The organism is Bartonella sp. TS82HLJMH (assembly GCF_042193495.1).
GTDB classification, from domain to species: Bacteria; Pseudomonadota; Alphaproteobacteria; order Rhizobiales; family Rhizobiaceae; genus Bartonella; species Bartonella grahamii.
On record NZ_JBHILU010000001.1, the window covers coordinates 139,907 to 161,158 of the forward strand.

Below are 21,252 nucleotides of genomic sequence, written 5' to 3' on the forward strand. Positions count from 1 at the left end.
AATCAAAAATTGGCAAAGAATTTATGGTTTATTGAAAATAAACTTCTTGGATTTAGATGAAAACTTTACTCGCTATTTTGTTGAATGCAATTGGCTTTAAAAATGAAACTTTAAAAACTCCTTCCCTTCCTCAAATAAGTGTTGAAATATTCATAAATGTTGTGAAGCCTAAAAGAGAGAGCATAAAGGTTTAAAAAAATTGCCGTGAATTATGATGATGTATCTGGATTAATACAACCTTTATCCGTGTTTATCCCTACACTGACAATTTTTTCTCCACACATTATTAAAGGACAAAGATTCTACCCAATCTGATCTGTAAACGATCCATATTTTTATTGAGTTCGTTCCACTTGATAACAACTTATGTGATTCACTTGTACAAGGCTTACACTAAATATTCACCACGTGCTTTCAAAATACTTTGTCAAAATTACATGCTTTATATCACCAAACCTCAAATGTCGGTCTTTTATGGTAACAGGATAGGCTGACAATTATAAATTGTACTGCAAATTATAGATACACTCAGCGTAAAAGAAAAACATTGAAAAAATAAGAGAGGATTTATTATAAAACTTTCTTACTATTGTAGACTGCTTTAAAGCAAGCTTTGCTGTTTTTTCTACATCTGAAACTAAAGTGATATTCTTCCAATATCTTAACTTTTTGAAGAGTTTATAAATGCACAACGTTAGTGCTTATATAAGGCTATGATTTCAATATGAAAAAAACGGATGAAGAAAAAATGACATTCCTCTTTCTTTTAACCACCTAAATAGAAAAAATATGACATATAACTCTGATAATATTTTTACAAAAATATCTTTTGACCTGCATTTTAATACTTTGATTTATAATCATAATTTATTACTTTATATCTTAAATAAAAGATATGATGTAATTTGCTTATTGCAAATTTTCTTTATATTTATGATGAATCAATCAAAAGCACTTGTTGTACGTCATAAGAGATATTGGATATGCATGAAAACTCTTAAGATAAGCAATAAAAATACCTCTACATTTTCAATGTGAAAAGATTGTCGGCAACATGAGAAGCTGGAAAATAGAATGATAATGCCAGCTTATATCTTTAATAAATACTTATACCTTTATTAACAATGGTAGTATGGATTTTATACTATTCATAAGAAGTACTTTATATCATTTCATAAGGTTGCTTGTGAAATAGGCTCAAGCGCACACTGAGAAATGTTTCTTTAAAACAAGCACATGAATTTGCAACACAATAGTGTTATATTTTGGAGTGTTCTGTTTGGGGGGGATTCATTCATAAGAAAAGTGATCTCATTCAAAAACACAGTAAACAATAATCTAAAATAATAGGTAATTTTTATTATTAAAAAATATTGCTTTAAATGCGTTTGAAAATAAAATCGATATTTTATAAATTCTACACTTGTCTTACGCTTTTGTTTATCGCTTTCTTTAATGGAATCACGTCCTTCACGTAAAAACAGAATGCCATTGTGTTGCAAATTCAGGTGCTTGTTTTAAAGAGACCTCTCTCAAAGTCCTCTCCAAGACCATTTCGCCATAACGTTTGTGAATTGTATAACGATAAATCCATTAAGCCCCCCATCTTTACGCTTATGGAGTAACAAGCTGGCACTATTCACACTATTTTGCCAACCCCTAATGTTGCGACAGCTCTTAGCTCTCGAGATAATTCATAAGAGGCATTTTTAGTCATTTCTTAATAGTTTTATCCACACAGGATTCCCCGCTTGTAACATGCAAACCGAATGGTTTTGATTGATTCAACATGAGAGAAATGCGCAATGAGAGAACCATACGATATTCAAAGTTCTAATTCAAGTTGAACAAAGATAAATTATCTTTATAAATCAATATTGCATACATTACATTCTTTAGGCAACAGTACGAGATGAGTTTGAGAACAAGGTAAGGTATTTCTCTAAATAAATATATAACAGCAAAATAACATACTATCTTCCGTGAAGATTTTGCTCCTTTAGAGAATAGCATAAACAAAAATCGAGTGTTTTAGATATATTTCTTCACGCTTCAAAAAAAGCTTCTTCTTTTATAGGATTTCTAGTCTATCTCTCCTTCCTCAGATTTAGAAATGAGAGACAAAAAACGAAGAAATTGTTTTTTAAAATTCAATCTTTAATAATCTCTTTCATAAAAGAGACCAATACTAGAATTTTGTTCATTTCCTATGGCACCTTTAGCTTTGAGATGACGCGAAATATCTAAATTAATTGTTCCTTTCGTCGTTCCATCGGACGCTGCTTCAAAGCCCAAATAAATATTATTGTGTATGTAGCGTCCAATACGTAAGCCCGTATTACCCTTCTCATTAACAATAACATCCAGATCATCAAGCCCAATTTTAGTTCGTAAAGTATTCAACAAAGATGTATTAGAAGCACCTGCAAGATCAGCGGCTGCTGCTGCAAGTTGAGCAATCTGAAATGGTGATAATTCATTAATAGAGCGATTAAAAATCAAACGCGCCAAAATTTCATCCTGAGGCAAATTCGGTTGTGAAGAAAAATTAATATCAAGATTATCAATCGTCCCACTTACAGTTACAGTGACTTGAATATCACCACTGTTATTGTTGGTTACAAAATAAACCGTAGGATTAAGATTACCGCTAAAACTCGCTTGTCCTTGATCAAAATTAAGACGTTGCGAAAGAATATCAAAACGTCCACGAATCATTCTAAATTCACCAACTGGATGCACATCATTCAATGGACCAGCTAGATTAATACGTCCTCCCAATTCAGCATCTAATCCTTTTCCGCGTACAAAAAATTGATTGCGTGCTGTAATACGCATATTTGATAGCACGACAGATGAAGATTCTTGTGTAACTATACGGCTTTTGCTTTTGTCCATGTTCTTAACATCAGCACGTTCAAGTGTTGTTTGAATCAATTTAGTTAAATTCTTATTTCTAACATCAAGAAACTTGGAACTTTTAAAATGATCAGGAACAAAAACTTCAGCTTTTTCAACGATGATATCACCACCAAGAACAAGATCATTTAAAAAATGACCTGTCATTGTCATCTCACCTGATAATGTTGCCAGAATCATAGAACCATCATTATAATTGGCATTATCAAGATGAAATATCAAATTTGTCTCTAGACCATTAGAGATACGACCTGAAGCAGAAATTCTTCCCCCCTCAAACGAAGAAGCTGAAGCTTTCTCTATAAGGATGTGATCACCGTTCAATTTGCCTTCAAGCGTTATATTATTCAACCCTACATTTGTTTGTGAATCAAAAAAACTACCGTCGCCTATAGAAATATTTCCTATCAATTGTGGCTTTGATAATGCCCCATTAAGAGCTGTATCAATTCTTGCTGTACCCGTTATATGTGCACCACGCTTGGCTAATAAAAGATTAACAAAATCAAGAGGCATTACCCCTTTAACATTTAATTTTGCCTCTGAACCATTAAGAGATACAGGCCCATGGATAGAAAGATCTAATCCTTTATCTCCAGTAGCTATCATATTTTCAATATGAAAAGTCGATTTTTTATAAGAACCACGAGTATTTATATTGATTGACATCGGTCCTTTATGCGTCATAGCGGTTAAATTTTGACTAGAAAGCTCAAAATGAGCAGATGGATCCTTCATTGTTCCACCAATATCAACTTTGCCTATCATTGTCCCATCAAGCGCTTGTCCTGCAATAAAACCATTTGCCAAACGTGCAGATAAATTTTGTAAATTAATACGAAGATCAAGCTTATTTTTCTCTAGAGATACACGTCCTTGAGCTTGTGCTTGTACTCCTTCTCCTGTTAAATTTGCATTCAAAGTAAGATTTTGATCTAAGGTTTTCCCCGTAGCAGAAAAAGAAAAAGGCATAATTTTTTTATCTTGAAAAGCAACGGTTGTCAGTCCCTCACCTTTTATATCGTAAGTTATATCAGGTTTTTTAAAATGACCACGAATCATAACATGCCCTGTTACACTCCCTGCTGCTCCAAGATCGGCTTTCCACAGATTAACTAAAGTAGCAGGAAGCGCATTCATTGTAAGTTGCAAATTTAGGGTATCTTGAATATTCCCTGCTAGGATGATGTTGCCTCCATTTATTGCAATTCCTAATTCATTGATTGTCATTCCATCTTTATCAAAAGCAATTATGGATGGTTTCAGCAATGTTGCATGAAAAGTGTGTTGCTTTAGATCCACCGTTTCAATTTGCACTTCTCGTTTTATACTGTCTGGAAGTTCCTCAACCATTAAACGACCAGAAAACTGTGCATTGAGAGTATCATGCAACATTGCTTGGACAGTAAAAACCGTTTGTCCATTATTTCTATCAGCGTGAGCATTTAAACGATTGACCATTATCAAAGGTGTTTGAATATGTTCTGCATTGATAACTCCTTCAAACTGTGTCATGCCAAAAGGATCGAATATGTCAGCATCTATTGCCAATTTTTTTATTTTATTCTTGGAAAAATTCAAATGGTTAACATGCGCCTTCACATTGGTTTTTTGTCTGCCATTTTGTTCATCAAAAATAAAATCTCCGTTTACTTTCCCACTACCATCCTGCAAAAATAACGCTGAAAGTACGGAAATATCATCGGCATCAATATGCAGCGCTCCTTTCAAAAAACCGCCAAGTTGTTGAGAAAGAGCACCCGTTATTTTTGCACTTCCCCCTCTAATATCGATATTTTCAAGTTTTCGAATTTTATGAGAATCTTTAAAAGAGGCCGATAAATGCAAAGGTTTCTTAGCAAAAATCCCTTCACCTTTTACCACCCCCGTTAAAGCAGTAACTGGTGCTGTATTATCTACAAGTGCATCTATGTTAAATGTTGTGTTTTGAAGTTTCTTCCCTACGATTAATGCTTCAGCAATATGGGCACATGTATTTAGTTTTATATGGCTATTGCGCCCTCTCACCGTACTTTTAATTGTAAGCGCACCACTTATCTTTGGATCTAATTTGGACAAATCAGATATTTCAGCAGATAGATCCATTTTAGCGCTTTCATCTGAAAAATAACCATTAGCCTTTATGTTTGTATATTGATTTTTCAAATTAAAATGACGAAAAATGAAATCCTTCGCATTTCGAGTAGCACCACCTGAAAGAGTGATGTTTCCTTTGAATAAACGATCAAAAGGCTGCACGCCTATTTTCATATCGTCAGCCATTCCTGATAATTGGAGATCAAAAATGCCACTCAATAAATTGATCGTTCCTTTGGCTTTAATATCTGCACTACCAGAAAGTGATTGTTTACTGAACACTTCCAAAGGAGTTAATGTTTGAGCTTTTAAACCGAGATCGCCTTTAAAAACAAAATTCTCCATTGTCCCTTTTAACCAAGAAGAAAAACCCTGAGCCGTAACACTCAGATCATGAATCAAAATTGGTTTATTCGAAACAATATCCGTATCTAGATGCACATGAACTGCTTGACTTAAATTTTCTACTAACGCTCCCTTAATCTTTTTAACCCCTTGAAGCGTTCCTTTAACCTGAACACCAACATGACGAGAAGCTGCATTATCAAGATTTTCGCTTACTCCTCCCATATCAAAAATTGCATCGCGAATATAAATATTTTTATTGCTTAAATGACCTACAACCAACCGCCCATTCCAAGATTGTTGCCCTTCGCTACCATAGTCAATGTTCAAAGCAAGAGTATTGGCAGATTTTGGCACTTCTGATACAGGCAAATGAACAGACTCCTGTTCGTTATCAAGAGCCATTTTACCATCAACAAAAAGCCGCCGCAAAAATCCATCTGCCGTTATTTCAGCATTGGCTATAACATTCATTGCTTTGCTCTGAATAACTATCTGATCAAGGTGTGTCACACCTTCTTTTGTTCTTCTTGCCTTTGCTTTTAATATTATATCAGATTCGAAGAGACTACGATATTGAGAAGGTATTAAAGGGCTCAGTGTTCCCTCTAGTTTCGTAGAAAAACTGTGTCCTTCTGGAACACTTGCAAGAATAACATTACCATCTAAAATAGAATGATGATCGGACTCTAAAGAAAGTTTGATAACCAAATCATCAAAAGTACCATCACCTTTCACGACGAGATTTAATGCTGGACGTTGTTCAATGTTAAAAATATTCGCCAAAATACCATTTTGTGGTTCGTTAGCAGAAATATCAATTTGAGCTGTACGATTACTATCAGATATCTTGGTGAGAACAGAAAAAGAACCCGGTGCATCTAAACGATGCGCCGCTATATCGACATCAAAATTACCACTCGCCAAAGTGAAATTGCCTTTTAAGGACATATCAGCAGAAAAACCAAAAAGATTCTGTTCAAATATCACATGTTGAGCTGTAAGCGTATTGATAGAAAGAGCAAGCGGCAATTTTGGTAAAGAGAACTTACCCGTCTCAAGGGAAGAAACAAAAGAAGAATTGCCTTGCGGTTTGCGTAAAAATGTAACCTGTTCTGCCGAAAGCTGGTTAATATCCATCCGCCCTCTCAGCAACGCTAGACGATTCCAATCCATTTTAGCATTGGTAATTTTAAGCCAAACCCCTTTTTTATCACTGACAGTAATAACATCAATTGATGTTTGAGAAGACAGTGTCCCTTGCATATTGTGTAAACGAACTTGACGATTGGGCGCTGAAAGCTTTCGTTCAATTAAAGAAACAAACCATGAGCGATCATCTGTTTTCATTTTGCTAGAGGGAAGAGTATCTCCTCTTTGCGCAAAAACAAAACCACCCACCCAAAAAAACAAAAATACAAAGAAGAAAGCTGATAAATGTACACCTTTTTTCATTAAAATGCTTGCCCTATACCCACATAAAAACCAATGCGAGGATCACCCTTCTCTCTCTTTAAAGGAAAAGCTAAATCAACGCGTAAAGGACCAAGACCCGTCATATAACGACCTCCTATACCGGCTCCCCATTTAATTTTTTGAGAAAAATCAAAATTCGCCTTTTCCCCTACTAAACCTCCATCAAGAAAACCGACAAACCCTATTTTATCATTTAAAGAAACACGCAACTCTGCCGATCCCTCAACAACCGCCCGTCCACCAACAACCGCATCATTTTCTGTTTTGATACCAATATTACGATAAGCATAACCACGAACAGAGCCCCCACCACCAGCAAAAAAAAGCGTATTCGCGGGGATTTGTGCTGTATCATTCCCAAGAATTGTACCAAGCTTTGCCCGAGTAGCAAAAACAAAACGATCCCCTTCATCCAACGCCCAATAAGAACGACCTTCTACTGTTACTTTTGCAACAAAGTTGCTAAAACGCATCTCATAAAAAGGTTCAATGAAAACTTCACCATATAAACCTTTTGTTGCATTAAACTTATTATTACGACTATCGTAAATCAAACCGCTAGGGAAACCTATTGTTGTAAAATTACGGCTCCCAAAATAAATATCACGTGAATAACCATTTGAAACTTCTACAGCAGCCCGTCCCGATAGATTACCATTGAAAATATGCGTAATACCTAATCTTCCTTTGATGGCTTTTGTCGTATAATTTTCTAGAACATCTTGTTGTATTTTTAATTCTGACCTGAGATCTGTATCTGGCGTAAGTACACCAGGCTTTATAAACGTGCCACCGAAAAGATAATCAAAATTTTTAAAATTATACGATTGCTTTTTATTGCTACCAACACCATTTACTTTTGTTTCAATTTTAAGAACCTCTGCATGACCAAAAAGATTGTTATGCATCCAATAAGCTTCAAAACCAGCGCCATCTAATGTTGAATAGCTACCGCCTACACCAAAACGACGCGGTTTACGTTCTTGTACAACAAGTGCAAGAGGTAAACTGCCATCTAGATTAATGGTATCAGCCTCACGTATATTGATAGCACGAAAAACACCGAGGCGCGCAAGACGTTCATTTGCCTTAGCTAACGCATCGGAATCGTATTTCTGACCTAGCTTCAATCCGGTCATCCATGCGATATAAGCTGAATCTACACGTGGTTTCTTACTTATATTACGCACACTTAAAGGACCATAATGAGCCTTTTTTCCAAGATCAACAACAATCCGTCCTTCAACACGCAACGCAGCATGATCAGCCACGACCTCACTCTTCATAATTTTAGCTTTGGCATAACCTTGTTGACGCCATCCTTCTATCGCCCATTTTTCTGCTTTCAAAATGGTTTCAGATTTAGCAATAGCCCCAACTTTATAGCCCAATTCTTCAATTGTGGGCATTTTATGCGCTTTACGTTTTTCAAACGGAGCTACTTTATCGATATCTGCAATACTAAAAACATATTGTGGACCGGCATTAATTGTAATAACAATATTGGATTGTGCTGGAAGCTGAGTTACCGGACTTAAATCAGCGACTTCTAAGCCATTAATTTTAATACTAATAACACCACCGTAGCGTCCATCAGCATAAAGAGCAGAAAGAATCGCTCGATAATCTGAACGCGCCTTGGCTAGCAAACCAGAAGAACTGGCGGATGCTTTCTCTTTATCAGCAACAAGAGAAGAAACAGATTTAACTATTTTTATACCTTCTAATGGCGCGCCTGGCGGTGCAACAACATCAACTTTATAGAATCTCTCTGTACTTTTAGCATAATTTGAAGGAGAATTTGTTTTCTTTTGACCAAAAAAAGGTATGTCGAAAAAATCAAATGCAGCAAGTGGCTGTGGAAAAGCAAAAGCGAAACACAAACCTATAAATACACAGCGTACAGTCCCTGATTTTAACAAAATTCTTGTCTGGTATACCATAAAATCAGATACCTTATAATACACTTTGCATCTACTATACTTTAAATAATATAAAAATAAGAAAGGTAAATATAATTACTTTGCACATTTTACACGTTTTATCACATCAAATAACACTCTGCGATACATAACGTCACCCTCCCCTTATATTTTCATAAAATTCTGCACTGTTGTATAACACGAACAGCCTCATTCTTTTTTTCTTAACATATTTATTTAGCTTATTATAAATGTTTTATTGCGTCCCATACTATCATGGTTAAATTTGTACAAATAACTTTCCATGAGAACGCTAAAAAACTGCCTTTGTATATAGATCTCTCTATAAAAAAAACCATAGAGAAGCTTCTTGATTTTTATGCATAGATATGATTGTCTCTACAAAGTCTAAAGGGGGAAAATAAATAAATGATCGCACGTGTTACAACTGTTGCTTTTCGCGGTCTAGAAGCAGTCCCTGTCGATGTACAGGTTATGATTTCGTCTGGTAAAATAGGAATGGCTATTGTTGGATTAGCTGATAAGGCAGTTGCAGAAAGCCGTGAACGTGTGCAAGCAGCCCTCCATGCTTGTGGACTTTCTATGCCTACTAAACGGATTACGATTAATCTTGCACCAGCTGATTTGCCTAAAGAAGGCTCGCATTATGATTTGCCAATCGCTGTAGGCTTAATGCTTGCTATGGGAATCCTCCCTCCTGAAGTAGCACAAGACTATATCATTTTAGGAGAATTATCACTGGATGGTTCACTTACCGCTGTTAATGGTGTTTTACCAGCTGCCATGACAGCGTTATCACTCGATAAAGGACTGATTTGTCCCTTCCAATGTGGGCCTGAAGCTGCTTGGGCAAATGCAGAAATAAATATTCTTGCCCCAGAGACTCTGCTCACTATAGTCAACCATTTCAAAGGAGCCCAAATTCAAAAACGTCCACAACCGCGCCAATATACTATCGAAACTGAACTTCCAGATCTTTGCGAAATCAAAGGACAGAAAACAGCCAAACGTGCCTTAGAAGTTTGTGCTGCTGGACGCCATAACCTTTTGTTTGTAGGACCTCCTGGTGCTGGGAAATCTATGTTAGCGCAACGCTTACCTTCCATTTTGCCACCCCTTGATAGCCGTGAGCTTTTAGATGTCTCTCTGATTGCTTCTATTACAGGAGAAACGGTTCATAATACCATTTCACTTCATTGCCCCTTTCGTTCCCCACATCATTCTGCTTCCATGGCTGCAATGATTGGTGGGGGACTTAAAGGACGACCGGGAGAGGTCTCCCTTGCCCATAATGGTGTGTTATTCCTTGATGAATTGCCTGAATTTTCTCCGCAGGTTCTTGATTCTCTTCGTCAACCCTTAGAAAGTGGGGAATCGGTTATCGCCCGCGCTAATCACCATATTAGCTATCCTGCTCGCTTTCAACTCATTGCCGCAATGAATCCTTGCCGTTGTGGTATGGCAGGCGAAAAAGACCATGTTTGCGCTAAAGGAATACGCTGTCAAATCGATTATCAGTCCCGTATTTCTGGTCCTCTGCTTGACCGAATTGATTTACGGATCGATGTCCCTGCTTTGACAGCTATGGACCTTATGCAACCAGAACAATCAGAAAAAAGCTGCGATGTTGCCAAACGCGTCGCACGATGCCGTACCATTCAAGCTAAACGTTTTGCAACAATGGGGTTTGATCATATTCGCACCAATGGCGATTGCCCTGCCAAAATTATAGAACAGATTGCCATTCCTGATAAAAGTGCGACCATACTCTTACGAGATGTAAGTGAAAAAATGCACCTCTCTGCACGCGCTTATCATCGCATTCTCAAAGTTGCACGCACAATTGCTGATCTTGACGAATCAGATAATCTTTCACGCTATCATCTCGCAGAAGCTATTTCCTATCGAATAGGCACAGAAAGATTAACAGCTCTTAATTAAAAAACTATTCATCAATAAAAACTTATTGGAAAATACCGCAAATAAAGTTCTGTAAGTTTACCATCCTCTTCTAGAGATTTCAGCGCATAATTGAGTATATCAACCAATTTTTCATTCTTTTTTGCAACAGCAAGCTGCATTCCTTGTCCCAATAACTGTGGCGCCATATATGCCCCCCCAACAAAATGACAGCAATCGACAGATTTTTGTTTTTTGAACCACAACGATAAAGCAAATCCATCATCAAAAATAAGGTCAATTTTACGCTCTTGTAATGCTTTATAGAGTTCTTCTCTCTTTTTAAATCCTTGCCATTTTGCTTTAGGAAAATAATGATGAAAGAGCTTTTCGTGAATACTTTTAGACAAAACACCACTGGTTAAATGTACCAATTGATCGCTTATTGGCTCATCGAGATTTAAAAGTCGAGAAGCAACAAATCGCGCTGGAAAGCGCAAATATGACTTTGTAAAAACAAGATCTTGCTGGGTTTTATTTGTTTCTTTTAAACCCGCAATAATGACTTCTGCACCACCATTTTTAACATGTTCTACAAGCTCTTTCCAAGGAATTACTTCTACTTCACAAAGCTTCTCTAATTTTAATTTTGAGCAAATAGCGCGCAATAAATCGATATTATAACCTGCCAGATGCCCCGTTTGATCAAGGAAATTAAAAGGAGGAAAATCAAAAGTTGTTACAAAACGCAAACGAAGAATATCCGTTGTATCAGGTTGTACCAAATGTTCATGCGAATCAAAAAAAGAAGGCAACCTTTTAGCTTCTGCGTAAGAGAAAAACAGCCCCCCCCCTGCTACAAATAAAATACAAATAAAAATATTGTATGGATTATTGAATAAAAAGTACCGTAAAAAAAATTGAAGATATTTTACATATATAGATTTTTTTATTTTCAAAATCTCTCCCCTATTTTTCAAAACTAAGATGCAACTCTTCTTAATTATTATCTAACGCTCTTCACCAAAATATCTGGCGTTTAATAAATAAAATTCTTGCTATTTTTAAAAACCATTGAAAATGCCTAAGCTTTTGGTGTTAATTTTCCCAAATGAATATATAAAAAGTAATTTTAGAGAAAGGCGATTTGATTTTTTAGATATAAGAAATAAGCTATACATACTGTAGTGGCACACTCTATTTTATCAAAAAATCCCACATATCTTAAAATATTAAGATACTGATTTGTAATGATAATTTATTATTTATGTATTGAATAAAAAACTTTATTTCAAATCTATTTATATTGAAAAATATCAAAACCATTTTCTTGCGTATCACAACCAGAGGGAGTATATAAATACTATTAAAGAAAAGAGTAAAAATATCCTTCAAATGCTGAGGGTTTTCTCAACATTCAGGTTGCATCAACATTTAAGAACTGGAAAATAAAATGATGATGCTGGTTTGCGCCTTATTGTTAATATGGGAAAATGAGGTACATGAATCTTGTAGTACTCACAGGGTATTTTGCGTTATGCTATTCAAACATCATTGTAAAATGAGTTTAGGAACATTGAGAGCTATTTCTTAAAAAAGCGCGTGAATAACAGTGCAATGGTGTTTTGTTTTAAATAAGGGACGTAACCTCCATTATAGGAATGAGAAAATCAAAAGCGTAAGACAATGCGTCATCACCCTCATTATTTAAAAACATCGCCGTAGACGTTTTTAAAAGTTGTAAAACTGAATAAAAGAATGATAGTGGAAACGTGTTTTTACATTTACGCCTTATATTTTCCACATTTTAAAGATGAAACCAATATACACAATATTTTCGCCTCAATCTAACATACAAAAGATTGAGCTGCTTAGAGAGCTCGTAACCTTTGTTTTAAGTATACGGCAGCATTAGAATTGAAAATTGATTTATGGATAAAACAAGTAAGACCTTTGTTAGTCTAACACAAAAATGCATAACTAATTTTGGAACATTACGCATATGCAAAAATAACAAAATAAATAGCATCATTATTGTAAAGCTTAATTGACCTCATCCCCACCCTCAAAGGAAAAGGATTCCTACTAGCGGTTGACGTCTAGACAGTCCTGCTTCTCTTGACTAATTCCTCGGAGCTATCCACTCATGCGCTTAACTTAACTAAAGGTTATACAAATAAACCCTGCTCCGAATATTCACCACGCACTTTAAAAATACTTAATGTATCAAGGCAGTGCTTACTTTCCTTATATCACCGCCCTAAATGACGGAGTTTTGTGATATAACAGTACAATCTCATTTCATCATTCTCTCCATTATATATCGACAGATATTGAATCTAGTTCTGATATACGGTAAATGTTTAATGTGGTTATTCCATAAATAACTGATCAGAACATTGAGCTTAAAAAAGCAGATAAAATATTGTAAATTGAACACAGGAATGGACTAACTTATGAGTGATGAAATAACCTTAGCGGCACAAAGTGATGATTATGGCGCTTCTTCTATCAAAGTCCTTAAAGGTCTTGATGCTGTACGTAAACGTCCTGGTATGTATATCGGTGATACTGATGATGGATCGGGTTTACACCATATGGTCTATGAAGTTGTAGACAATGCTATCGATGAAGCTTTAGCCGGTCATGCTACTCTTGTAAACGTCACACTCCATGCTGATGGTTCTTGTTCTGTTCGTGATAATGGACGTGGAATTCCGACAGATATCCACCCAACAGAAGGTGTTTCTGCGGCTGAAGTTATTATGACACAGCTTCATGCCGGCGGAAAGTTTGATCAAAACTCTTATAAAGTTTCAGGTGGGTTACACGGTGTTGGCGTCTCAGTTGTGAATGCATTATCCGTTTGGCTTAAATTGCAAATCAGACGGAATGGTAAAATTCATGAAATATCATTTACCCACGGAGTGGCTGATGCTCCATTAAAAGTTATTGGCGATTGCGATAGAGAAAGTGGAACAGAAATCAGATTTTTACCAAGTTCTGAAACTTTTACTATGGTTGAGTTTGATTTTGAAACCTTGGAGCGCCGTTTACGAGAATTAGCCTTTCTAAATTCTGGGGTTTATATTCTCCTTGTTGACGAGCGTCATGCTGATACTAAATCAGTTGAATTACATTATGAAGGCGGATTAACGGAGTTTGTCAAATATATTGATCAATCAAAAAAAGCTCTGCTTGATAATCCTATTTACATTGCAAGTGAAAAGGATGGTATGAGCGTTGATGTTGCCCTATGGTGGAATGATTCCTATCATGAGAAGATCTTGTGTTTTACCAATAATATTCCTCAGCGTGACGGTGGAACTCATTTGATAGGTTTTAGAAGTGCCCTTACGCGCCAAATTAATGGCTATGCTGAATCTTCAGGTATTGCTAAAAAAGAAAAAGTGAACTTAACCGGTGATGATTGCCGTGAAGGATTAACAGCTATTCTTTCTGTCAAGGTTCCTGATCCAAAATTTTCTTCACAAACAAAGGATAAGTTAGTCTCTTCTGAAGTGCGCCCTATTGTTGAAAATTTGGTCAATGAAGGTCTTTCAGTATGGCTGGAAGAACATCCTCATGAAGCAAAACTTCTCATTAGTAAAGTGGTAGAAGCTGCAACAGCACGTGAAGCAGCACGCAAAGCACGTGAACTCACAAGACGAAAAGGGGCGCTTGATATCACTTCTCTGCCAGGAAAGCTTGCCGATTGCCAAGAACGTGATCCTGCAAAATCAGAAATCTTTATTGTCGAGGGGGATTCGGCTGGCGGTTCAGCAAAAAGTGGGCGCTCACGTCAAAATCAAGCAATTTTACCCCTTCGTGGTAAAATTCTCAATGTTGAACGAGCACGTTTCGACCGCATGCTTTCATCTGATATGATTGGAACACTTATTACAGCTCTTGGAACGTCTATCGGTAAAGATGAATTTTCACCGGATAAATTACGTTATCATAAGATTATTATCATGACAGATGCGGACGTTGATGGAGCCCATATTCGTACTCTTCTGCTCACTTTCTTTTTTAGACAAATGCCCGAGTTGATTGAACGTGGACATCTTTATATTGCTCAGCCTCCTCTTTATAAAGTATCGCGTGGAAAATCTTCCCAATATATTAAAAATGAAGCAGCATTTGAAGAATTCTTGATCGATACTGGTTTAGAAGAAACAACGCTTGAGCTTTCAACGGGAGAAGTTCGTGCAGGGGCTGATTTGTATCAACTCGCTAAAGATGCTCGTATATTACGTCAACTTTTAAATGGTCTTCATACCCGTTATGACCGTAATATTGTTGAACAAGCAGCAATTGTTGGCGCTTTTAATCTTGAAGTCTTTGCAACACAAGAAAAAGCGCAAAAAATAGCAGATACTATAGCACACCGCCTTAATCTGATTGCTGATGATATGGAACAAGGTTGGAGTGGACAATATACAGCAGATGGAAACTTATGTTTTGAGCGTATTTTGCGTGGTGTTAAAGATATTGTTACACTTGATGTTGGACTTATAAATTCAACTGACGCACGCCAAATTGATCGCATTTCCCAAAATTTTATCGACATATATCATCCTCCTGTTCTTTTACGTCGCAAAGATAAAACAGAGCGTATTTTTGGTCCTATGAGCCTCTTAGAGAGCATTTTTACAAATGGTAAAAAAGGTATTACTCTTCAACGTTATAAAGGTCTTGGGGAAATGAATGCTGAACAGCTTTGGGAAACAACGCTTGATCCTAATGCACGTTCTCTTTTACAAGTAAAAATTAATGATGCAACCGATGCAGATTCACTCTTTTCTCGTCTTATGGGGGATGAAGTTGAACCTAGACGTATTTTTATTCAAGACAATGCCTTAAGCGTTGCCAATCTTGATATCTAGAGGTACTCTTCTGTTTTTAGCTGTGTAAATGTCGCAGTTTTATACGTTGTTTTTTCGTATTTGAACATTCTCTCTCTATTTCATTTACGATAAAAAAGTAAGGAAGGTCATACACATGGCAGTTAAAACAGAACGTGTAGGAGCCAAAGGTGGCATGGAGCACTCTTTTGGTTTTACAAGAGTAGATGAAACACAAAAACAATCCATGGTGGATGGTGTGTTTCATTCTGTTGCTGAAAATTATGACAAGATGAATGATATCTTATCCTTAGGGCTACACCGTGTGTGGAAAAATTCCATGATTGCTTGGCTTTCCCCACCAGCACTTTCTCATTGGAAAGTTCTTGATGTCGCTGGCGGTACAGGTGATATTGCTTTTCGTATTCTTAATGCTTCACGCCAAAAAGCCCATGCTACAGTGCTTGATATTAATGGCTCAATGCTCAGCGTTGGCAAAAAACGCGCAAAAAAAAATGGTCTTGCCCCTCTGATTGATTTTGTTGAAGCCAATGCAGAAAATCTACCTTTTGAAGATCAAAGCTTTGACGCTTACACTATTGCTTTTGGAATTCGCAATGTTCCTCATATTGATCAAGCTCTTAGAGAAGCTTTTCGTGTTTTAAAGCCCGGTGGACGTTTCTTATGTTTAGAATTTTCAAATGTTGAGATGCCTCTGCTGGATAAAATTTATGATCTTTGGTCTTTCCATGCTATCCCTAAGCTGGGTCAATTTATTGCAAATGATGGCGATGCTTATCGTTATTTGGTTGAATCTATCCGCAAATTTCCTAAGCAAGATGATTTTGCCCATATGATTAAGCATGCGGGATTTTCGCGGATATCGTACCGCAATCTCACCGGTGCGATTGCAGCGCTGCATTCAGGTTGGAAAATTTAAAAATGGTGCAAATTTCCCCTTACTTTCAATTGATGCGTGCAGGATGGGTTTTAACACGTGAAGGTGTTTTAAGTGCTCTTCCTCATGATGATCTTCAAGGATTTCCAGCGCTATGTCATCGTATAGCGAGTGCATTAGCACGACGCAAAACGAAAAAAAAACAGCGATCTGAAAATATTTCGTATGCCATTAATAAGCTTGGACCCTCTTACATAAAACTTGGTCAATTTCTTGCCACAAGACCTGATATTGTTGGACGTGATATTGCGGAAGATTTGTCACAACTACAAGATCGTGTCCAAACATTTTCTTGCACTGCCGCTGTTGCTCAAATTGAAAGTTCTCTCGGTCGCTCTATTGATGATTTATTCATAAATTTTTATCCCCCCATTGCTGCCGCTTCTATTGCTCAAGTTCACCCAGCTGAATACAGTGATGAAACTGGTCATAAGAAAAAATGTGCTGTAAAAGTTATTCGTCCTAATATCAGAGCACGTTTTTCTAAAGATCTTAGAGGATTCTATCTCATTGCTCACTTACAAGAGCGCTATATCCCTGCCTCTCGAAGGCTTCGTCCTGTTCGTGTGGTGGATACTTTAGCACAAACAACACGCCTTGAAATGGATTTACGGTTAGAAGCAGCAGCTATATCTGAAATGGCTGAAAATATTCAACATGATACAGGCTTTCGGGTTCCACGTATTGACTGGGAACGGACAGGACGTAATGTTCTCACAATGGAATGGATTGATGGTATCAGAATATCTGAAATTTCCAAACTCAAAGAAGCAGGTTTTGATTTGCAGGCGCTTGCCATTACGCTTATTCAATCTTTTCTTCGTCATACATTGCGTGATGGTTTTTTTCACGCCGATATGCATCCTGGTAATTTATTTGTAGATGCAAAAGGATGTATTGTTGCTGTTGATCTAGGCATTACAGGAAGGCTTGGTAAAAAAGAAAAGCATTTCCTTGCTGAAATTCTTTACGGCTTTATTACCCGCGATTACCACCGGGTTGCACGCGCCCATTTTGAGGCAGGTTATGTTCCTTCATACCATAATATTGAAAGCTTTGCGCAAGCCAACCGCGCTATTGGCGAACCAATACACGGACAATCAGCACAAAGCATTTCCATGGCTAAATTGCTCACTTTATTGTTTGAAGTCACTGAATTATTTGACATGCAAACACGACCTGAACTTTTATTGCTGCAAAAAACGATGGTTGTCGTGGAAGGTGTTGCCCGCACATTAGACCCCACTTTTAATATGTGGAAAGCTTCTGAACCTGTTGTCAAAGAATGGATTAGTAAAAATTTAGGACCCGTAGGCGTTGCAAAAGACTTTAGTGAAGGAGCGCAAGCTCTCCTTTCGCTGGCACGCAAAACACCACAATTGGTTCAAAATTTCCAACGGATAGAAGAAGATTTCGATCAAATGAGAAAAACAGGTTTTAATCTTTCTCCTGCCACCCTCAAACAACTTGCTATCGAACAAAGTCGTAGAAACCGTTATGGTCGTTATAGCCTTTTCATCATTGCGCTTTGTTGCGTTTGTCTCACTTTTTACTTTTTTCATCTTTTCTAATTTCCTTAATATGCTAAAAATATCAATAATGAAATCATTGCAATCATTTTATTTCTTGGAAGTATTTTATGGCCAGTATTACTATTCGTAACCTGTCTCCTGAAACCAAAGAAGCTTTGCGCATACGCGCCGCGCAAAATGGTATTTCTATGGAAGAAGAAGTCCGACGCCTTTTAAGTAATCCCACTCCTCTCACCACACAACTCTCTCATACTAGCGCTATTGAAGTGCAATCATTGAAATCAAAATTACTCCTTCTTATTATTGGGGGAAGTATTGCATCCTATAAAGCACTTGATTTGATTCGCCGTTTACAAGAACGTGGAGCACACTTAAAAGTTGTAATGACAAAAGCAGCACAAAAATTTATTACGCCTTTAGCCGCTGAAGCTTTAAGCGGTGATACTGTATATACTGATTTATTTTCACGCGAAGAAGAACACGATATTGGACATATCCGATTAGCACGTAATGCTGACCTTATTATTTTAGCCCCTGCTACAGCCAATCGCATTGCAAAAATAGCCAATGGTATAGGAGATGATCTGGCTGATTGCATCCTTTTAGCGGCACGCTGTCCACTCTTAATTGCACCCGCTATGAATCCGTCCATGTGGGCGCATCCAGCCACTATTCGCAATGTTGCACAACTGCGCGCAGATGGCGTTCATATCATTGGACCAGAAATCGGAAATATGGCTGAACGTGACGAGATAGGATATGGGCGCATGAGTGAACCTTTAACGATTGTCGCTACCATAGAGGCTCTTTTGAATGTGCATGAAAAACCTCTCTCTGACCGCCATTTCATCGTTACCTCTGGCCCTACCCATGAACCAATTGATCCGGTGCGTTATCTTGCTAATCGGTCTTCAGGCAAACAAGGTCATGCCATCGCAACCGCTCTTGCGCATTTGGGTGCAAAAGTAACACTTATTTGTGGACCTGTTAATCTTGCAGACCCACAAGAAGTAAAAACCATTCATGTTGAAACAGCACAACAGATGTTACAAGCCGTTCAAGCCGCATTGCCTGCTGATGGTGCCATCTTCGTTGCCGCTGTTTGTGATTGGCGCAGTCAAACGCAGTCTTTACATAAAATTAAAAAGAATGCTCATAAAATACCACCATCCCTTCATATGATCGAAAATCCTGACATTTTAGCAACGATTGGACACGCTCCAAATCGCCCCTCATTGGTCATTGGTTTTGCTGCTGAAACATGTGATATCATTGCCAATGCGCAAAAAAAATGTGTTGAAAAAGGAGCTGATTTCATTCTTGCTAATGATATTTCTCTTCAACTAGATGGCACAAATGTCATGGGTGCTGATACAAATCAAGTTTATCTCGTGAGTAGAGAAAAAGTTGAACAATGGCCCCATATGAGTAAACAACACGTAGCGCAAAAATTAGCGAACATGATTGTATCATTTTTTGCCCCCCAGACACCTACTCCTCATGAGGAAAATATACCCCATTTCAAATAATAACTCTTCAAATGCATTCATATTAAAACACCTTATAAAATAGAACTAACAATAGGTGCCTATCTATCTCGATTAGTATACAATATTTTGATTTATAATGATAATCTAGCGTTGTTCATATTAAATTAGAATCCCGAATATCGTAAGATTCTCTCATTTCAAATCTCCCTCATGTTGAATCAATAAAAACCATTTTCTTGCACGTTGTAAACAAGGATAGCCGTATGAATACAAAACGTTTAAGAAAGAACTAAAAACGCTTATAATGGACCGTCTCAAGAACAAAGGGCTGTCGAGCAATACTGAGGATGATGGCTCCAGCGTGCTCTTTTATTAAGCATAAAGATAGTGGTGCTCTATAAGTTTTATTTATTCACGAGAGCTTTACCCTTATACTATTCACAGGAACTGTTGCGAAATAAGTGTGACGAGCGTTGGGAAATGTTTCTTGAAAAAATTCCATTTCACCCATAGCCTTCATAAAAAGTAGGATCTATTGCACCACTGTCTCCCCAGCTTATAAAAAACAAGCTATCATTCACTTTGCCTATCATCAATTTTGAGAAAGCTCTTGCATTGGATAAAATTTATAAAAGCATTTTCTCTCTTCAATGTTTTTATCCCCATATTGGTCCTATTTATGATGTGCAAATACATGATTTTGATTGTTTCATGATGAGAGCAGTTAATGAGAAAATATGACAACTTTATTTGGAGCTCTTATTCACTATGAAAAACAATGTATAAATCAATGTATTATAACATCTCGATACAATTTGAAGCATATCTCACACTGACGTTCATAAAGAGTGTAGACAAAATTCATTGCACCACTGTCTATAAGTTTATGAAACTGACGCCTTTATTATTTTCCTCAGTGATCGGTCTTTAAAATTAAATGTGTGTGTCCTCTCTCTAACATACCAAGACCGCAAAGACTAGAATTTGATCCATGATATCCGCACATTGTGATGTTTTATGAGAAGTATTTTTATTCCTTTATCGAAAGCTTTGTATCCACACATTGGTCTCGCGTATAATGTGCAAGTAAATAATTTTTTGATGTTGAATAGAGGCTTTGAAATTAAAGAATATCTCTATATTTTGGATTCTTATTCAAGTTGAAAATGATCAATTCTCTTCATAAATTAGTGGTGTTATTATCTAAAAAATATTTGATACAGTGCACCGCTTGTACGAAAAGCACTTCAATGAATTCTTACTTCATTGCACTTATAGCTTTTAAAATTCAAAATCTCATCATTTTTAATCATCAGTGGCGTCTCCCACTTTTTGCTTCTTCTCAAGCAATTGCCCTTCCATGGGATATGAACGGTCAATCGCCTAAGCTTATTTTTTCACTTCTATCATATTAATCATTCTGTTGCTCAAATCAGAATATCTACGAGCTACTACGTTACTCCTATTCCATTGAACTCAATATGTTTTGAATAAAAGCGAGAGGCAAAAGCATGCCGCCAAATAGTAGAGAAGTACAGAGTATTGGGCATTGTGCAAAACAATTAAGCACGTAGATAAATGAAGTTATACAACTCTACTGAATAAATAGAAGTAAACAACTTTCCTCCAAAATAGTTCTTATTCCTTAATTTTTCACATATATCATATAAACGCAATAACCTACACTCTGTACAAAAATATTAAAATTTCTTCTACAACAGCTGCTTTTTAAATTCTTCTTGATTT

Annotated in this window: 8 protein-coding genes; 5 read left to right on the plus strand and 3 right to left on the minus strand. The window is 36.9% G+C overall.

The window, feature by feature from the left end; translation table 11 throughout:
- Window positions 1-2,157: 2,157 nt before the first annotated feature.
- Both ACFIKO_RS00535 and ACFIKO_RS00540 read right to left on the minus strand, forming a co-directional pair.
- Complete coding sequence (locus ACFIKO_RS00535; RefSeq protein WP_375673047.1) at window positions 2,158-6,816, minus strand: translocation/assembly module TamB domain-containing protein; 4,659 nt, start codon at window positions 6,814-6,816, stop codon at window positions 2,158-2,160.
- Window positions 6,816-8,780: an autotransporter assembly complex family protein gene (locus tag ACFIKO_RS00540; RefSeq protein WP_375619224.1), complete on the minus strand. Its 1,965-nt coding sequence runs from the start codon at window positions 8,778-8,780 to the stop codon at window positions 6,816-6,818. The genes ACFIKO_RS00535 and ACFIKO_RS00540 overlap by 1 nt, the downstream gene beginning before the upstream one ends.
- Before the next feature lie 408 nt (window positions 8,781-9,188).
- On the opposite strand from ACFIKO_RS00540, the gene ACFIKO_RS00545 reads away from it, so the two are divergent.
- Entirely contained in the window at window positions 9,189-10,721 is a 1,533-nt protein-coding gene (locus tag ACFIKO_RS00545; RefSeq protein ID WP_375673048.1) for a YifB family Mg chelatase-like AAA ATPase, read from the plus strand.
- Window positions 10,722-10,732: 11 nt separating this feature from the next.
- Here the strand turns inward: ACFIKO_RS00545 and ACFIKO_RS00550 are convergent, their stop codons facing one another.
- On the minus strand, window positions 10,733-11,638 hold the full coding sequence (locus ACFIKO_RS00550) for a transporter substrate-binding domain-containing protein (RefSeq protein WP_375619222.1): 906 nt from the start codon (window positions 11,636-11,638) through the stop codon (window positions 10,733-10,735).
- Between the two features lie 1,497 nt (window positions 11,639-13,135).
- Between ACFIKO_RS00550 and gyrB the strand changes: the two genes are divergently transcribed.
- The 4 genes from gyrB to coaBC all read left to right on the plus strand — a co-directional run bounded on the left by gyrB (window position 13,136) and on the right by coaBC (window position 19,545).
- Complete coding sequence (gene gyrB, locus ACFIKO_RS00555; protein ID WP_375673049.1) at window positions 13,136-15,568, plus strand: DNA topoisomerase (ATP-hydrolyzing) subunit B; 2,433 nt, start codon at window positions 13,136-13,138, stop codon at window positions 15,566-15,568.
- 115 nt (window positions 15,569-15,683) lie between these two features.
- Window positions 15,684-16,466 (plus strand): bifunctional demethylmenaquinone methyltransferase/2-methoxy-6-polyprenyl-1,4-benzoquinol methylase UbiE, encoded by a 783-nt coding sequence (gene ubiE, locus ACFIKO_RS00560; RefSeq protein WP_375619220.1) that lies wholly within the window; start codon window positions 15,684-15,686, stop codon window positions 16,464-16,466.
- A 2-nt stretch (window positions 16,467-16,468) separates the two neighbouring features.
- Window positions 16,469-18,055, plus strand: a complete 1,587-nt coding sequence (gene ubiB / locus ACFIKO_RS00565) for a 2-polyprenylphenol 6-hydroxylase (protein WP_375673050.1) — start codon at window positions 16,469-16,471, stop codon at window positions 18,053-18,055.
- 68 nt (window positions 18,056-18,123) lie between these two features.
- On the plus strand, window positions 18,124-19,545 hold the full coding sequence (coaBC, locus tag ACFIKO_RS00570; protein WP_375673051.1) for a bifunctional phosphopantothenoylcysteine decarboxylase/phosphopantothenate--cysteine ligase CoaBC: 1,422 nt from the start codon (window positions 18,124-18,126) through the stop codon (window positions 19,543-19,545).
- The last annotated feature ends 1,707 nt before the right edge of the window (window positions 19,546-21,252 follow it).